Origin of the sequence: Fenollaria timonensis (assembly GCF_001457835.1) — a bacterium.
Taxonomy (GTDB): domain Bacteria; phylum Bacillota; class Clostridia; order Tissierellales; family Peptoniphilaceae; genus Fenollaria; species Fenollaria timonensis.
Genome location: NZ_LN898229.1, coordinates 535,648 through 555,071, shown reverse-complemented (window position 1 = coordinate 555,071; position 19,424 = coordinate 535,648). Strand labels below are relative to the sequence as shown.

Genomic DNA, 19,424 nt, shown 5'->3' with positions numbered 1-19,424 from the left:
GGATTGAGGAAAGAGAAAGATGCATAACTATTGCTAGCTATGCATCTTGTATTTTTATTGATTTGTTGTGACAATTGCTTTTGAGCAAAGTGATTCAATCATAAGATTTATTTATTCACAAATTTTGCAGGAAAAAGAAGGACCTTTCCCATAAATTTGGTCAAGAACCTTTGCGCTATGATGAGATTGGCTCCTACATAAAAAGTGCATAGCTGATAAACAGCTATGCACTTAATAATTTTTATTGATTTTTTGTGTCAATCACTTCTAAAGAAATTGAATGCGAAATTTATTATTTCTCTTTTAGTTGTACTAGTTTGATTAATAAGTCGATAGTCTTCGCTAATTCCTCTCTCGTAAACTTACTTTGCGGACCAAACTTGCCATTCGCTTCAACATTCACAAGTCCAGCTCTCTTCATAGCGATCATCGCGTCCTTTGCCCAGCTATCAGCCTTAGCAAAGTCTTTTTCATCAACTGGAACTACTGTTTCAAGCTCAATGCCATTCGCCTTTAGTAAGTTATTTAGCATTACACAGAACTCTTGTCTAGTAACTTTCTTATCAGCCTTGAAAGTGCCATCAGTGTAGCCAGCGATGATGCCCTTAGATGCTGCCCACTTAACTGATTCAGCATACCATTTATCATTCTTAACGTCGTCAAAGTAAACGTCTTTGTCAATGGCTTTGTCCTTGCTGATAAGCATAAAGACTCTTGTAACCATAGCTCTTGTTATAGTTTTATTGCCTTGGAACTTGCCATTGCCCATGCCCTTGATGATGCCGTATGAAACTAAGTTTCTAACTGCTTCGCCTTCAGGACCCGCTGGAACGTCTTTTAGTTCAACTGGGTTTGTAGGATATTCTGTGATGATGCCGTAGTCCTTCTTTGTTTCAACTGGCTTTTCATCTTCATTATTGTTAATAGGTTTGCTTGGTTCAACCGGTTTCAATGGTTCAGATGGTTTAGGTTCTGGTCTATATGGCTCATATGGTTCGTACGGTTCATATGGTTCTGGTTGTGGATCTGGTTTTGGTTCTGGTTGTGGTTGTGGATCCACTTTATTTTCTTCCCATTTAGCTATAAGCATCATATTTGCCATAACACTTGTGTTGAAATCATAGTTTTCGCCATCAAATTGCCATGCGATAAATGTGTGATTTGTCTTAGTAGGTTTTGCTGGCTCCTTAACTTTTTCGCCTTCACGTACCTTTTCAATCCAAGTAGCTTCGCCATTAGCTGGATCGAAAGTGATTTCGTATTCAAGAATTTCTTCCCATTTTGCGTAAACGTTTGCATTTTCCTCTATAGGCTCATCGAAATTAAATTCACGAGTAAATTCTTCGTCTACATACCAGCCTTTAAAGATATAGCCATCTCTATGTGGATCTGCTGGTTTACTTACAGTTTTGCCTTTAAGCAGTTTTTCTTCTACTGCTTTATCACCATTATTATAATAGAAAGTAACTGTCACGCTTGCGATTGACTCTTCGTCTATAGCCTTAATAGCTCTTTCTAACTCGCCTGCAGCTTCATCTACATCTTCCTTATTTGCCTTAGAATCAGCCAAAACTTTATTTGCCTTAGCTATGGCGTCTGTTAAAGCTGTTTTATTTGCTTCACTTGCCTTAGCATATGCTTCAGTTTTTACTACATCATCTGCTTTAGCTAGCAATTGTTCTAGATAAGCCGTATTAAGTGGAAGTACATTTAATTTAACGCCTTCACTCATTAATTTCTTTTCTTCTTTTTGATAAACGATGATTTCGTCATCTTCATGAATTTGACCTACGTTTATCGAGAATGTTCCGCTATTAGCAATACGCATAGCAGCTCTTGGCTTAGACTCAGTATTAGCAAAGCTAGCTTCCTTAGAGCGAAGTTCGTAGTAAACAGTCGCTCCAACTGTTCCTGTACCTCTAATGTACTTATCATTTACATAAGCATCGTCAAGCTTAACTGGCTCAGTCTTTTTAGTCGGCACTTTATCGCCACTTAGTCCTGCTAGAGCCTTTTTAATTGACTCAACAGCTGCATTTATAGCATCTTGACTTGCTTTCTTATTATTGAATAAGTTTGTAGCATTGATGATGGCGTCTTCATAAGCTTCTCTTTCTTTTTCAATTGCATTGACATACTTGTCAGAATATCTTACTTCTGAATATTGATCGATAAGCTTTTTAAGCTCAGTCTTGTCAGCTTCATTGTAGCCATCAAGCTTCTTAAGAGCTGCCTTTATATCAGCTATAGACTTGTCAATGGCTTCTTCTGTAGCATTTGCATCTTCATAAACTTCCTTGCCTTTTGTAATTGCGTCGTCGTAAGCCTTTTTGTCTTCAGCTGTATCATATTTATAAGTGTCTTTTGCTTTAACATTTGCTTCGTCATCAATTAACTTCTTAAGCTCTTTCTTCTTAAGATTTTCCATAGATCCGATGATGGCGTCACGTGCATCTTTAACTTTATCTACTAAAGCGTTGATAGCTTCTTGAGTAGTTACTGCTTTTACAAGCTCCATCTTTGCTTCGCCTATCGCATCATCGTATGCTTTTCTCTTAGCTGGCCCAGCGTTCTTGTAAGCCTCTGTAGCCTTGATCTTGTCATACTCTGAAACTAAGGCTTTTAGCTCTTCTTTATTGACTATTGCAACATCTTTGTCGAGTTTAAAATTAAATGTTAACTCTTGTCTAGAAAATTCTGTTACTGTAAACTCTTTTATTTCGTCATCATCAAGTTTATAGCCTTGTTCGCAGCCTAAGAATTTAACTTGGTACAATTGATTACCATTGCCAATGTATGGTACTTTCTTAAGGTCAGTTACATAAGTTACTCCATTGACATTCTTTGCATAAACTGCATAATCAGCCTCAACTGGAGCATCTCCTGCAAGTGAATTTACTTTTAACATTAGTGGTGCAACTATGTTGATGTATTTAGAGAATGTTTGGCTTGGATATGCATTTATGATGTTAGGGTAATATGCGTATTTTGTTCCGTCAAGTCTTAGTTCGTAATTAACGCCTGAAATAGCTGGGAATTCAAAGCCCTTAGCTGTCTTTGTAACACCTTCTACTTCATTGCCTTTCATGTCAAAGACTCTGATTGTATAATCATCAAGACTTTCATTAGCGTCCTTTGGTATTCTTACTTCAACTATTTGAACTTCTTTTTTATCTTCTATTTCAAAAACTGCTTTGAAGCTTGGATTTTTTGCATCGAGAGTAAACTCTATTCTCTTGTTTTTAACATTAACTTTTAGGTAATCTGATAAATCTTTTAATACATAAGCGTATTTACCAAATTCAAGCTCTTTTTCGGCTTTCTTATATTCTTGGTCAAAGCTTAGTTTAACTTCTTCATCTTTACCATCTACAACTTTATATAGCTTAACTTGTTCAAAGAAGTTAAGTCCAGTTCTGCTGCCAGTGTAGTTGATGTCCCAACTTGCTTTGCCCTTTATAGGCTCTTGTGGCTCAGGCTCTGGTGTTGGTTCTGGTGTCGGTGTTGTCTCATCATCTTTTGGTGGATTAGCTTTTGTTCCTTTTAATACTTTGTATAGCTTAACTGTAACGTTTGGATTATTTGCATCAACTGTAACAGTTTTCTTGATTATGGATTTGTCTGGATCATATTTGCCATACATATTCCATGTGTAGCTAGACAATTCCACAGTGTGTGTACCATAAGAAACTTCCTTGATATCTTTAACTTTTTTGAAAGCACCATCAAGCATAACATTTGCAAATGCATCCAGCTTAGCACCTGCATCGCTAAATTCATAAACTTCCACCTTCAAAATTCCTTTACCATCTGGGTTTGGTTCTGGTTCTGGTTCTGGATCTGGCTCAGGTGTTGGTGTTGATCCTTTAACTACCATAGTAAGTTTTACTTCAACGTTTTGATTGTTTTCATCAATTTTAACAGTTTTAGATGAAACGGACTTTTCTTCATCATACTTGCCTAATCTATTCCAAGTTGATGCAAGTTTAACAGTATGTTCACCATACGGAACTTTAACTGTTTCTCCACCCATCGCAAATTTTGAATCGACATATGCAAACGAAGTTGTTTCTCTTTCGTTCTTTCCGTTTACTTCATAAATCTTTACAGTGATAGTTCCTTCTCCTGATGGAGCTGGTGGTTCTTTATATTCTTCAAGCTCAATACGTAAATTCTTTGTATCTTTAGTAACTGTTATAGTACTAAACTTTTCTTTTTGAATATATTCTTTTGGTTCAAATACTTCTAATTCATGTTCACCAAATGTTAATTCTACTTCGCCATCAGTATATTCAGTTTCTTCATCGCCATCAAGTATAAAGCTAACTGGGCTAATTTTTTCTTCGCCATAATAGAATTCAAAATTTACCTTAACTTTCTCTTTATCTTCTTCTTCCTTTTCAGGTATTACAACAAATTCTACTTGGAACTCTTTGCTATTAATAACAAATTCTTTAGTATCAATAGTGTAACCTTCAGGAAGGCCCTTTACTTCTGCTTGGTAGTAGTCATATGGTAGATTAACAAACCAAGTGCTGAAGCCTGTCTTAATGAAAGTCTTCTTTATAGGCTCGCCCTTTGTTCCTGTTAATACATATTCATATGAATTTTTCTTCAAGTCTGCAGGAAGATTGTCATCATTAACAAAGATGGTGCCTTCACTTATCTTATCTGTTTCAGAATAAGCCTTCCAATTGAATTCTACTTCAACTGCTTCTGTAGTTGACTTAAATGTTCTAGATGTTTGCTCATAGCTTTCTTTATCTATAGTAAGAGTTGTTTCGCCAAATCTTTCTCTATCAGCCTCGGCCTCTACATAGTAAGTGCCTGGTGTTAATTCGATGCCGCCTTTTTCATAGTCAAAAGCTTTGCCTTCTTTGCCGTTTGTTACCCATCCATAGAAGTCGCATAAGTAGTACTCAGCGTCCTCATAATTATCTTTTATATTAAATTTAAATTTCTTATCGCCAATTTCTTCATAAGTGAAAGTCACATTTGCTTCTGGTTTTTCTTGTGTTAGTGTAACATATTCATATGGCTTTTCTATATACATGCCTTCTGGCATCTTTTCAGGGAATATCATCCAAGTGCCTTCAGCTAACTCGTCAAGACCAACTATGCTTCCGTTTTTACTATCTTTAGCAAGGTATTTAACGCCTTCAGCGCCCTCAGTAGTGATATGAACCTTGTAGAAACCGCTTCTCTTGATATTTGCAGTTACAGTTGAGTAGTTAGTTGAACCGTTAACTGTAAATGGCATGTCTTCGTCAAATGTTATTGAGTAGCCTTCTTTGCCATTTTTAAATTCTGCGTAGAAATTGTAGTCGCCGTATGGAAGGTCAGCATCGAAGTACTTGTCATATATGCCTTCGTCTTGAATAAATTTAAATACCTTATTATTTTTAACGTTCTTTGCAAATATATCAAAGTCAGTCCATTCAAGATCGTCTTTTGATGCCACTTTGATAGTAATTCTGCCAGTAGGTATTTCAGTAAATTCAAGAGTTATCTTGTAATTTTTATTATCTTGTGATATTTCGAATGGAATTTCACTTTCGCCCTTTAATTCGAATTTGTTAGAATAGTTTGTAACTACAAGTTTATACTTGCCAAACTTAAGATGTTCGTAGTTTTTAAGCTCTTTTCCGTCTTCAGTATAAACTTTGTATTCAAGGTTAAGAGCTTCAGTTCCTGCTTGTTTAACCTCAACTTCAAGAGAACCGAACATGTCCTTAAATACAAGCATCTCAGCTGTTACTTCGTTTATGTTGTGGCCAAAGTCCATAGCTGTGATATTTACATTGGAAAGTTCTTTGCCTTCTGGAATAATTAGCTTAGCTTTATTTCCTTCTCTAGTGAAGTCCATAGCCTTGCCACTTTCGTCTTCAATTTTGAATTCATCAAGGCCAGATCCTTCTTCTTTTATATCAAATGTTAATGTTCTAGTATTTTCATCATAAAAACTGTTTTCAAATTGTGGAGCCACTGTGTCTATAGTGAATTTTATATCTCTATATGTTTCTGGATAACTTTCCTTAGGTGCCTTGATAGCAGCTGCAGTAAGCCTTAGAGTGTAGTCACCATCTTCATAATCCTTTAGTGGAACAGCGCCAGGAGCTGTGTAGCCAAGGTATGTGTCTCTGTTCTTGTCATTATCAGGGTCAGTCGATATGTTAGTGTATTTAAGACCAATGTTAAAGTCTTCTGACTTGCCTTCTTTATCAATGATACTTGCCTTAACATTAGCAGTTCTAGTCATAACCATTTGAATGCTTAGTACGTCTTGGTAGTTATCTGCGTTTGGTGATATAACTATAGGTGTGAATATAGGTTTTGGTTCTTCAGCAGTATTTTTCTTTTCATTGATATCGTCAAAGTTCTTAAGACCAGCAATTATAACGTTATTAAATGTTCTGTCCTTATCATCTTTATATGTTCCGTAGTTAGTTTCTATGTGAGTTGAGTACTTAAACCAGTCATGGTTCCTAGTCTTTAGGTTCCAGTACATTGGTTTTTCACTTTCGAAATCGAATTCGTATAATGGTTTTTCAATAGATGGAATATTGTCATAGCTACCCTTAAATGAAACGAATGGGAAGGAAATTTCCATGCCATTTTCATCTCTTAAGTGAAGGAAACCTTCAACGAAAGCGCCGTTTGTGAACGCTTCTACCTTTTCTAGGTGTTCGATTGGGAAAGTTATGTCGTATTCAACGCTAGTTTGCGCTGGTACAGTAACTTTCTTGTCTTCATAAGTCTTTGAGAATAGTTCATCAGGTCTTAGTAATAGTTTCTTGCCATCGCGTGCTTCGATAGTCGCTTGAACCGATGGTGTAAGCACCTTTTGAGTGCCTGAGTAATTGTGTATAGTTAAATTTAATGTAATTTTATCGTCAACATTGCCTATAAATTTGCTAGCAATCTTAGTATCTCTATCAACTACTGTAAAATCAAGCATCGATGCCTTTGTAAGATTCATAACACCAGCGCCTTGACGACGAGGTGAAGTAGTTTGACCAGTTTTTGGATCTACATGAGGAACAGCAGAGTTCATAAGTATAGTCTTAGTTAAAGCCGCCTTATGAGTTTCGCCTGCAAAAAGCATCTCATTTAGACGAGCACGAATAACGCCTATAGCGCCTGTAACGTGAGGCGTAGCCATAGAAGTACCGCTCATATCGCCAAATGTGTTGCCCATAGTTTGAGTTGAGTAGATGTGTCCGCCAGGAGCAGTGATATCTGGCTTCATGTAGCCACCAGCTGAAAGACCCCAGTTAGTAAATGAGCTTAGCTCGCCAAATTGTGGGTTATCAGCCTCTTGTGGTCTCATATCTATAGACACAGGCTTTGATAAATCTTTCTTTATCTTTTCTGCAGTATCCAAAGTTATGGCAATAGCTGGTATCTTGTTGCCCTTAACGCCCATGTATAGCTCGCCCTCAACATTATTATAGATAATTGCGCCTAATGCTCCAGCTTTTTCAGCGTTTAGAACCTTTTCGCTAAAAGTATTGCCGCCCCTCTTAATAAGAGCTACTTTGCCTTTAAGGTCCTTGCCTTTAAAATCGTCAATATCATCTTCAGCCTTAATAACACCATTGCCACAGTCAACTAAGTAGTAGTCGCCTTTTTTATATTGAACATCTCCAGCAGTTTGGAAAATATATTTAGTTCCGTCATGAGTAATGACAGGTACATACATAGTTTTATTTTCAAGCGATGCTACAGTTATTGCGTTAGTCGCAATACCAGGAGCCGCCATAGTACCAAAGTCTGGGTTATCAATGTTAAGATTGCCTTGGTATTCGCCTTCATTACCAGCAGCTATAACAAAGTTAGTATCAGCAGCGTAACCGTTGTTTATAGCCTTGCCAACAAGTCCATCGGCTTGGCCAGGAAGACCCTTAGTAGAGCCTAAACTCATGTTAACCGCGTCAGCCCCCATAACTATCGCGTCTTGCATAGCTCTGATGTATATGTTTGAAGATGTTGAGCCTTGCTTCATAACATTCATCATAAGTAGTTGAGCTTCAGGAGCAACACCTCTCCAAGTTTTGCCATCGATTTGAACGGCGTTACCAGCTACAGTACCACTAACGTGTTGACCGTGAGCTGCTTTTTCTTTTTCAGGATTTAAGTCCTTCTTGTTAGTATTATAATTCCAGCCAAATGGAATCTTTTCACTTCTATAAACGTCTTCATAAAGCTTTTGATCTTGAGTATTGTCCTTAAGACTTAATTTACCGCCATTTAAAAAGTTATTAATATCAAGCTTGCCAAGTCTAGCTAAACCAGCATTGCTCAAATAGAAAGCATCATGGCTTGGGTCCATGTTACTATCGATGATAGCAAGGACAGAGCCAGCACCGTTGTACTTCTTTTGAAGCACTTCGTCATTGCCGATAAGCTCGTTCGAGTTAACCATCTTGATCGAGTCAGTCATGACAGATTGGTCCTTGAAGGCCCTCATGTCAGAGCGAACAACGTCAGGCTCACGAATGATGTCATTATTGAAGACATCCTTAACATAGTCAAGCGCCTTGATAGCATCAAGATCACTCTTATTAAGCCTTACGCAAAGAGATGGAACTAGAAGCTGGGCCCTAGATATCACCTCAATGCCTGCAAACATTGACTTTAACTCACCTTCATAGTAGTCCAAAGCCTCGTCCGCTAGGCTTATAGCCTTGCCGTAATCCTTGTTTAAATAAGCCTCTTCATAGCCAGGAGATTGTTTTTCTACGTCTAAGTAGACTATGTACTCTCCCTTTTCTTCACTTGCAAATACAGTTGTATAACCTGCAAATAGGCTAAAAATCATGCATAAGCATAAAATTAGTGAAATAGTTTTGCGTTTCATAATTGCCTCCCCCATATTAAAATTTCGCTAACGCAAGCGATGTTTTACACCTGCCGCTTCTTCTATCTGCTATGCTAAAGCATTCAGTGTAAAAAAATAGGTAAATTTACCCACCGAATTTATTGTAACACATTTGTAACATATAAATCAAGATATATAAAGAAAAATTATACATATAAATAAAAATGATACTATCACACTTTGTGGTAGCATAGTCACATAGCAATACTACAAATAGTAGTTTAACCGTGTTAATAGTCCTCGAGCATTGCACATCTAAACTAGCCAAGATCGCAAATCGAACGCAAAAGAAAAAAAGTGAGTACATATTATTTCGATGTACTCACTCATGAGATTATTATTCATTCATTTTATTAATTTCGCGTTCAATTGAAGAACTTAGGACTATACGTCCTACCGTAAGTTTAAGCAAATCGACGTTCACTTAGTTCCGTCTCTTTGTAAACTCTGGCATAAAGCATACATAGCCAATCGAACTTCGCTTCACTCGTTCTCTTGGTGCATGGACTTAACGTGTGCAAATGCACTCCGCAGCGACAAAATAATTCGAAACTAGCCAAGATCGCAAATCGAATGCGAAATCTATTTAATTAGTAGCCAATCTTCTTCTACTCTCTTCAATACATCTTCTTTGTATCTTCTTACATATTCGTGAGTGTTAGTTGCTTCCACCATATCATTCCATCCCCAGAAGCTTTCGTCTAGATCTGTGAATCTCTTTATCATTTGTGGGTTTTTGCATTTTAATAATGATAAATTGTCATATTTTCTTTCGAAAATCTTATTAAGGATTACAGCTGCTTCTGCTCTTGTGATATTGGCGTCTGGTCTAAATAGTCCGTCTGGGTAGCCTGTGATTCTCTTTGCTTGATATTCTGATCCGATAGCTCTTTCTGCCCAATGACCAGGAACGTCTGCAAATGGTGCAACACCATATGGCTTGTTATCGATTGTAGATATCATTTGAGTGAACTCTGCTCTAGTTATAGGAGCGTTTGGTCTAAAGCGTCCGTCTGGGTAACCCTTCATTATGCCTCTAAATACTACTGCGTTGATGGCTTTATTGTACCATGAGCTGTCTGTGTCAGTGAAGTTTGGTTTAGCAACTGAACCGATGGCTTCGATGTTTAGTAGTCTTGCTAGCATTGCTGCTGCTTCTGCTCTTGTTATGGATCCGTTTGGTCTAACGCTGCCATCTGGGTAACCGAAGATGTATGTTTTGTGATCTTCGCCTTTTATTTCAACTGGTTCTTCTTCTCTTTCTATTTCTGCTTTTTTCCAAATTGCATATAGAGTAGTGTTTGTATATATTCTATCGCCTGGTTTTACTTCGTCAAGATGATCTCTATCGTAGCTCCAGCCTTTAAAGATGTATCCTCTTCTACGAGGGATATATAGATGCGGCTCGATTAAGTCGCCCTCTTCTACTTCGATGTTAGTTATTTCGCCGCCTCTGTGGTTTTCATCTAGTGTTAGGATAAGTGTGTTTGGTTCTGTTGGTTTTGGTGTTGGTTCATCTTTTTCGTGAACATATGATAATTTAAGTTCATTCGCCTTTCTTTCATCAATTTCAGCATCAGACTCTAGTGGAACATTGAATTTTCCTACTTGAGCTGTTCCAAGAGATGAAAGCATATATCCCTTAATAGATCCTGTGATAGTGATACTTTCTTTTCCTTCACTATCAGCAAGTTCCTTTGCTCTTGCATCTGTTATTCTTACAATATTTTTTTTATCAATACCATCTGCAGAGCCTAATACTCTTAAGGTCATATTAGATAAAATTTCACTTGCTACAGTTCCTTGAGGTCCTTTTTTTATCTTACTTTCATGAATTCTTTCTCCTGTAAAACCACGATTTGTATTCTTATCATTTGGATCCCATTGTCTTAGCACAACTCTAACAGTAATCTTTCTATAATTTTTATCCTTGCCATCTGCAGCTTTATACTTAGTTTTAACACTGAATTTCGTTCTAGGATTATCGCTTTTTACTAAAGTTTTATAATCGTCTAAGCTGTTCAAAACATCTTTTGTTCCGTCATCTTTAATACCAAAGGCATAAAGCGGTCTCCATGAGTAGCTCTTAAACTCTAAAAATAATTCATCAGGAATTACAAGTCCTTCATCAGTGCCAAAATCCATGTTTAAGTCAACGTGAGTGTAGCCAGCAGCTTTGCCATCATCAGTTGGAAAGTCATTATTTTTAAATCTTTCTCCATAATTACGGCTTAAAATTGGTAATATCTGATTACTTCCCGCTATATTTTTATATGCAAGCATTGCAGCTACCCAATCCATCTCAAGCTCAGAGTTTAAAACTACTTCGTTAATTGTCTTATCATCATCTGTTTTTTTGTACTTATCAATAATGACACCATCAGAACTGTAGTTGTCAGTACCCTTCAAAATATCTTCAGCTTTTAAACTCTCATCAATCATTATCTTATTAGCATTAATTCTATTTTTAATTTCAGTAGCTAATTGACCTGGAACTAATAAAGCAAATGGATTTTTAGGTAATGGATCTCCAAAAGGTTTATTTATTTCATAATAAACTGCATAAATTTTAGCATCTGCTGGTATTGAACTTCCAAAAACATCTGCAATTGTATCTTCTGGCGAATATAATTTTGCGCCATCAGCTAAAACTCCATTGTCAACAGGAGCCTTATCAGACCAGCCTAAGAATTGCTTAGCTAATCCCCTTAATAAACCACTGTTATACAAAGGATATCCAATCTTATCTGTAAGTTCATAATGTTTTGGAGTGTTTTCTTTTTTAGTTGAATCATTTATCCATTGACCCACAAGAGTCACATTTTCATCACCTGTTAGCGGTTCTCCAACTCTTTCAGGTACTATCTCATCGCCTAGTTCAAGTCCATCGGCACGGCCATTATCAAGCACAACGGCTTCATTAGCATCCTCTGCCATCAATTGCACTGGAACTAAGCATAGCAGCATCACGACTGCCATAAGCATGCTTAAAATTTTCTTCATAAATTCCTCCTAAATAGATTTTCTACCTATAATATCTTGGTTGAGAGAAAACAAATCTTTCATTGTTCAATCTATACCAGTGTTCTTCAATGTCTGTGAAGCTTCTGTTGTAGTCGTGTCCGTCTACTGCTTCATATATCTCGTAATAAGCCCAGTAACTTGGTTTTAAGTCTGTGAATGGTTTTAGTTCTGGCTTATGTGTGTCGATGTAGTCCTTATCTGGACGTCTTTCTAGTAGTTTGTTGACTATGGTAACGGCTTCTGCTCTACTGATGAAGCTGTTTGGTCTAAATGAGCCGTCTGGGTAACCCGATATCCAGCCCTTTGCTGCGGATGAAACGATGTATCTAAATGCCCAGTGGCCACCATCAACATCGTTATAAGGGCTCAAGCCCCATGTCAATGCTTCGAATGACTCAGCGATCTTAACGAACTCGGCTCTTGTGATCTTGTTATTTGGTCTAAATGTGCCGTCGCTGTAGCCGCTAAGTATGCCAAACTCTGATAAGTAGGCAACTTCTTTGAAGCCCCAGTACGATTCATCTACGTCAGTGTAGTATTTTTTATAATTATAGTCTAGTCCTGGATACTCTTTGAATAGTCTTGCAAACATCGCTGCTGCCTCGCCTCTAGTGATATTAGCCGCTGGAACGAAAGTCCAGTCAGGGTAGCCATACATGTATTGCTTATGGTCTTTTTTGTTTAGTTCTGGCTTTCTCTTTGCTTCAACTATAGGCTCTTCTACTTCTTTTTCTTCGCGTTCATATCTGTCCCTTCTGTCAGGAGTACGTCCGCCTCTGTCTCTTCTATATAGATAAACTACATATTGAGTGCCTTCAACTACGTATCCTTCAGCAGGATCAGAGTATGGCGCAAGACCTACGAATCTGTATCTAGGGAAGGCTTTTTCTTCAGTGTAGTAGTAAGTGCCTACAGGTACATCGATTAGTACAGCGAATTCGTCAAGGATCTTGCCGTCTTCAGTCTCGTATCTAACGTAAACATCGCCGCGTTTTTCTTTTTCTTTGAGAATGGATGTGGCTTTGGCTTCTTTTGGTTCGCCGTTATCGCCAATTTTTACAGATGCTGTATTAGTTACTGATTTTGCTGTGACATCGGCTTCGCTAATAGTGTAATTGTAAGTGAATGTTTGTGATTTACCTGAAGCAAGATCAAATGGTTCATCTGTAACATTTACTAATTGATCTGTTAGTTTTAAACCTGTTAAATCTGTATTTCCAGTGTTTTTTACTTTAATAGTGTAAGTTAAAACTTCGCCAGCTTTTTTGTAATATGCTTTGTCAACAGTTTTTGTGATAGTGAAGTCTGATGTTGGTTCTGGTTTAGCCGCAAATGTCCAAGTACCTATAAATTTTACATCAGCTTTATTTATTGTTTTTGAATTTGCATCCCAGTTAGTAAATGTCCATGTGCCATTATTTTCAGTATCTTCATATGATGTTTGTGTTGGCGCTTTGGCAGTTACTGTTGCTTTGTCAGCATATTCTGTATCATCTGTTGGTTTGTATCCTTCAATTGCTGTTGGTAGAGTTTTTCCTTCTGTTCCACTTACAAATTCATATGTTGCTTTATATTTTGTTTGTGGTGTTTCTGCAAAAGTCCAAGTACCTACAAATTTTACATCGGCTTTATCTATCGTTTTTGAATTTGCATCCCATGAAGTAAATGTCCATGTGCCATTATTTTCAGCATCTTCATATGATGTTTGTGTTGGCGCTTTAGAAGTTACTGTTGCTTTGTCAGCATATTCTGTATCATCTGTTGGTTTGTATCCTTCAATTGCTGTTGGTAATTCTTTTCCTTCTGTTCCGCTCCTAAACTCATATGTTGCTTTATATTTTGTTTGTGGTGTTTCTGCAAAAGTCCAAGTACCTACAAATTTTACATCGGCTTTATCTATCGTTTTTGAATTTGCATCCCATGAAGTAAATGTCCATGTGCCATTATTTTCAGTATCTTCATATGATGTTTGTGTTGGTTGTTTTGCATTTACTGTTGCTCCATCTGCATATTCAGTATCATCAGTTGGCTTGTATCCGTCAATTGCTGCTGGTAGAGTTTTTCCTTCTGTTCCACTTACAAATTCATATGTTACTTTGAACATCTTTTTGTTAGTAACTACAAATCTACTTACTTCCGCTACTTGATTTGCTATCATGCTTTGAGGTGAATAACTTGCAGTAAAGCCATCTATCGATTTTTCTTCAACACTATATGTCTTAGGAGTGAACTTTAAGTTCATATTCTTTTCTTCATTTGGTTGATATGATTTAGTAAATACTTTAAGATCTTGAAATTGGTTAAAGTAATTTTCTGTTTTCTTTAAAGTAAGGGTTATATCTTTTTCTCCGCCACTTAATGTTACAGTTACATCAACTTTGTCAGCTTCTTTAGCATCTACCCATTCTTTTAAAACAGGAATACTTATATTTTGAGACCAACCAGCATAAGTATTTATTATATTTGGAGTGATTATTTGGTCGGTATCTTTTACGTTGTTTTGGAAAGTTACTTTAGAAAAATCAAATAAATCATTTTTAAAATTATCTGGCTTCTTTATATCTTGAACATAGCTTTCTTCATCTCCAACTGTACCGTCTTTCCAATAGTACCAAGCCATAAAGCTATATTTATCTCTTTCAGGGTCAGCTACTTTGTATTCTTCTAATTGATTTTCCCAGAAGTTAGGATTTTTATAAACATCTACAGTTTTTTCTTCTTTATCATTTGTGCCTAATTTACCAAGATTGCCATGATAAATAAGTTTAACTCTTTGACCAAGAACTACCTTTTTATTGTCTTTATCAAGAACAAAGTCCCATTCGCCAGTACTTTTGTCATCTGCATATGACGCTCGTGGTTGATTTGAGTAGTGATTTGCATCAGTTTTATTAGTTCTACCTATATAATGTAAGAAATTTGCATCGGATTTTGTTACTGTGTATCCAGTTCCTTCTGCAACTACATAGCCTACTCTTCTTTTTTGAGTTTCATTGCCTCCAGGGGTTTCACTCACAGAAACATCTATTTCTTTTGTCAAAGGACCTGTTAAAAGTATTTTTGATTGTCCGTCTAAAACTCTTACATCTTTGCCAGTTGTTATATTTGCCTTTGGTGTTATAGTTACATCTTTTTCAGCGTAGATATTTGTTCCGCCAAGTTCAAAGTTTTTGCCGTGGCTTGCATATTGTTGCCAAGCTGCTCCACCTACAAAGTTACCTGTGATCGTTGCATCATCTACTGTCAATTCACCGTTATTGTAAATTTCTCCACCTAGTTTTGAGCCAACACCACCAGTTAGTGATGATCCGCCACTTATAGTTAATTTACCTTCGTTATATACTCCTCCACCATAGGAAGATCTTGTGTCTTTAATAGTGTCTTTTGTCATAGTAACTGTGGCATCAGGAGCTACAAATACTCCTCCACCATATTGTGCTCCCCAAAATAAAGTTCCAGCATTTGAAATGGTATTGCCGCTCATAGTTACTGTTGATGGTGTGCTTTTACCTTTATGTGTTCCGATCGCAATGGCTCCGCCATTATCAGAAGCTGAAGTATCTTTTATTGTATTGTTCGTAATGGTAACTGTTGCACTTGCACCTTCTTCTACACTAATTGCGCCACCAAAGGAAGCTATTTGTTGTCCGTTTTCTTTTCCAGCTCCTGTCATGGTGTTGGTATCAATTATATGTGTACCACCACCAACGATATCTATAAAACCGCCTGCGTGATATAGCTTTGATCCGGTACAGGTAAAAGTAGAGCCTGTAACTTTGCTTGTGCCGTTTTCAAAGCACAAGGCTCCGCCGCTGTAGCCATAGCCGTCGCCTAAATCTTTTATTGTAAATGTAGAGTTAGTAACTGTTACATCACTTCCCCATGATCTTAAAAATCCACCTGTGTTAAAACCTTTTGCAATTTCAGCCTCTACATTGGAAATTGTAGCTTTTACCTTGTCTCTTGTGTGGATACATGCTCCTTGAGTACCGGCATTGCCACCTTCAACGTGACCTTTATTATTTTTAAAGCTTGTTCCTGTTACATTTAAAATACCATTTTCTTGATAAATGGCCGCACCGTGTCCGTAAGCTTTTACCTCATTATCTTCAAATTTTCCGCCAGTAATTGTAATATCAGCTTTAGTGCTTCCTGAATAAATAGCACCACCATTAAAATCTTTATCGCCTGCTGGTAAATTTTGATTAGTTCCAGGTGTATTTCCTGTAAAATCAGTATTAGTAGCTGTTAGTGATCCGCGTCTTAAAAATATACCTCCACCTGGATTTATGTTTGAATCGCTTCCAGGGCAACCGTTAATTACTTTAGCATCTGTTAAAGTTATTTTAGAAGCTTCAGAGTAAATAACTCTGTTTATCTTAGCTCCATCTAAAGTTAGTCCGTTAAATGTTACTGTTGAGCCATTAATATAAAACAATGTGTTCTTTCTTGTATTAACATTATTTAGTGCACTCGCTGCACTGATTTTGCCGCTCCCCTTTATTGTTATATTTTTGTTTTCAATTGCTAGTGTTTCATCTAGTGTGATATTACTAGCAACAGTGATTGCATCGCCGTCTTCTGCCTGTGCTATTGCCGCCTTTAATCCAGTAAAATCGCTTACCGTTTTATCTGCTGCAAAGACGTCAACGCATAGCATCGGTACTAGTAATGCTATCACAAGCAAGACGCTTATAAACCTCTTCATAATTTTTTCCTCCTTATTATATAGATATAGTCACTGCGTTTTTAGACGCAGTAATCTACCCTTATCATAGCACCCCCCCCCACACAAAAATCAAGCTTTGCGAGGTTTTGTAACACAACTGTAACAATTGTACAAAAAAAGTGAGCACATCATTTCAATGTACTCACATAACGGGATTATTATTCATTCATTCTTATCAATATTAATTTCACTTACAATTGAATGCAAATTGAAGAACCTCGTACTTTCGTACGAGAACCTTGGTGCTTCGCACGAACGTGAAATTTATTTAAGTCCTGAACGTAAATATATAATCAATGCGATCAAGCAAAGTAATATTACAAAGCTCACCATCTTAATTGTCGTCCAAGTAGCGTTCTTTTCTGAGCTTACTTCTTCTGTAAGTCCAGCGCCTGCTAATGCGCTCTTGATTGGCTTATACAAAAGTATAATAAGTGCTGCGTTAACTCCGCCTTTGATTAGGTTAAATGGTATGATAACTGGCATAAGTTTTACTACTTCTGCTCTCGGGAAGCCTGTGTATATCGGTGTTACAACTAGGTTCCAAAGTGACATAACTACTGTTAGTGATAAAACTGCGCATACTAGTGACAAAACTGCTCCCTTTGTAGTTCTTTTCTTGTGGTAGATAGCTACTGCTATACCTGAGAATGAAAGTGTTGCGATGATGTTCATAACTGCGCCCCAAGGTCCTGACTCGGAGAAAGTTATCATCTCAACTAAAACTTCGATCACTGCTGCAACTATCGTTACTAGTGGTCCAAAGATGAAGCCTGCTGTTGTTAGTACCACGTCTTTTGGATCGTACTTAAGAAATGGTAGTGATGTGATCGGGAAGCGAATTATCGCTGTTAAAACTATTGCCATAGCGGCAACTGCTGCAATTAATGTGATTTTTTTTGCTTTTGACATAAAAAAAACACCCTCCTTAATGATTATTCAACTAATAACCTTTAAGATCTTTTTCCATCCTGACTATACAGTCGGCACCTGAATCTCACAGGTTCTGCAAACGCTCGCGGGCTTTACCGCCGGTTAAAAGGAATTTCACCTTACCCCAAAGTATTAGATGTACCTTTATTATAGTCCTCTCTTAATAATTTGTCAAGGCTAAATAAAAAATTCGAGGCTCATCACGGCTTTGCTCCCACTATTCACTTTATAGTAGCGAAGTTCATGATACCAGTTTGTAAAGACTTTTAAATAAATTTCTCCCACGCTTATGGCGTAGCCTGTGACTATGACCCAATGTGCGCTTTTTACTGACTCTACTAGAAGCATGGCTGTGATGTGACCTTGGTCAATGGAGCGTACCATGTCCATGGTTTTGGGGAAATATTTTCTTTTAATATTTACGCTTGTCTTTCTATTTTTAATAATTTTTTTGAGGCGTGGCTCCATAAACAAGACTGGACCCGATTTGATATGCCTATAAACTTCGTCAAATGTGACCTGATCGAAGCCCATCATCTTCATGATATTGGTAGCTGTAGTGAAGGCGCAGTGATTATTTAGGCCCGTTCCCTCAAAGTCACTCGTAATAGAAAGTGATGCTAGGTCCACTCCCAGCATCACTTCTTTATCTACTTTATCTACTTTATCTAATTTTTTAATAAATCCGTAGCTCATTACTCTTGATAAGCGTGGTAAACTGCTTTTGCAACGGCTTTTGGAACTCTTTCGTCGAACATATCTGGCATGATATGACTGGCTGTAAGGTCTTTATCGTCTACAAGGTCTGCGATTGCATGTGCTGCAGCGACTTTCATATCGAATGTGATTGTCTTTGCGCGTCTATCAAGCGCTCCTCTGAATATTCCAGGGAAAGCTAGGGAGTTGTTGATTTGGTTAGCAAAGTCACTTCTACCTGTTCCAACTATCTTTGCGCCGGCTTCTTTTGCTTCGTCTGGATAGATTTCTGGAACTGGATTTGCCATAGCAAATACTATCGCGTCTTTGTTCATAGTCTTAACCATGTCTTTTGTAAGTACGCCAGGAGCTGAAACGCCTATGAATACGTCGGCACCTACCATTGCGTCCTTAAGTGTTCCTTCTTGGTTATCTGGATTTGTCTTTTCAGCGATTTCTGCCTTGATCCAGTTGTTCTTTTCATTTCCTCTATAGATAATGCCCTTTGAGTCGCAAACAAGGATGTTCTTAACGCCTAGGTTAAGCATCATATAGGCGATGGCAATGCCTGCTGCGCCACTACCATTGATAACGACTTTAAGGTCCGCATAATCTTTTTTAACAAGTTTGCATGCGTTGATAAGTGCAGCTGTTACGACGATGGCTGTGCCATATTGATCGTCATGAAATACTGGTATATCAAGCATCTCATCTAGTTTTCTCTCTATCTCAAAGCATCTAGGCGCACTGATATCTTCAAGGTTAATGCCGCCAAAGCCTGGAGCAATGTTTTTAACTGTATTAACGATCTCGTCAACGTCTTGTGTATCAAGCATGATAGGGAAAGCGTCAACGCCGCCAAACTTTTTGAATAGTATGGACTTTCCTTCCATAACTGGCATGCCTGCCCTTGCCCCGATATTGCCAAGGCCAAGAACTGCTGAACCGTCTGTAACTACAGCGATAAGGTTACCCTTTGCAGTGTATTTGTATTGAAGCTCACTGTCCTCGTGTATAAGCTTGCAAGGCTCTGCAACGCCTGGTGTATAGGCAAGTGCAAGGTCATGAGCGTTGTTTACCTCAACCTTTGGAACTACTTCTAATTTACCTCTTTTTTCTTCGTGAAACTTCAGTGCTTCTTCTTTGTAAGCCATGTCATCC

Annotated in this window: 6 protein-coding genes and 1 riboswitch; all 6 genes read right to left on the bottom strand. The window is 37.6% G+C overall.

Going from position 1 to position 19,424, the window contains the following annotated elements; translation table 11 throughout:
* Positions 1–292: 292 nt before the first annotated feature.
* Complete coding sequence (locus tag BN3004_RS02590; RefSeq protein WP_058259703.1) at positions 293–8,860, bottom strand: S8 family serine peptidase; 8,568 nt, start codon at positions 8,858–8,860, stop codon at positions 293–295.
* Positions 8,861–9,463: 603 nt separating this feature from the next.
* Positions 9,464–11,884: an S-layer homology domain-containing protein gene (locus BN3004_RS08210; protein WP_082244052.1), complete on the bottom strand. Its 2,421-nt coding sequence runs from the start codon at positions 11,882–11,884 to the stop codon at positions 9,464–9,466.
* 22 nt (positions 11,885–11,906) lie between these two features.
* Entirely contained in the window at positions 11,907–16,613 is a 4,707-nt protein-coding gene (locus tag BN3004_RS02580; RefSeq protein WP_058259702.1) for an SHIRT domain-containing protein, read from the bottom strand.
* Positions 16,614–16,898: 285 nt separating this feature from the next.
* Positions 16,899–17,546: an ECF transporter S component gene (locus tag BN3004_RS02575; RefSeq protein ID WP_058259701.1), complete on the bottom strand. Its 648-nt coding sequence runs from the start codon at positions 17,544–17,546 to the stop codon at positions 16,899–16,901.
* A gap of 42 nt (positions 17,547–17,588) precedes the next feature.
* Positions 17,589–17,703, bottom strand: a riboswitch (FMN riboswitch).
* A 41-nt stretch (positions 17,704–17,744) separates the two neighbouring features.
* Complete coding sequence (locus BN3004_RS02570) at positions 17,745–18,263, bottom strand: hypothetical protein (protein ID WP_058259700.1); 519 nt, start codon at positions 18,261–18,263, stop codon at positions 17,745–17,747.
* Positions 18,263–19,417 carry an NAD(P)-dependent malic enzyme gene (locus tag BN3004_RS08505; RefSeq protein ID WP_058259813.1) on the bottom strand — a complete coding sequence of 385 codons (1,155 nt, stop codon included), beginning with the start codon at positions 19,415–19,417 and terminating at the stop codon, positions 18,263–18,265. The genes BN3004_RS02570 and BN3004_RS08505 overlap by 1 nt, the downstream gene beginning before the upstream one ends.
* Positions 19,418–19,424: the final 7 nt, after the last annotated feature.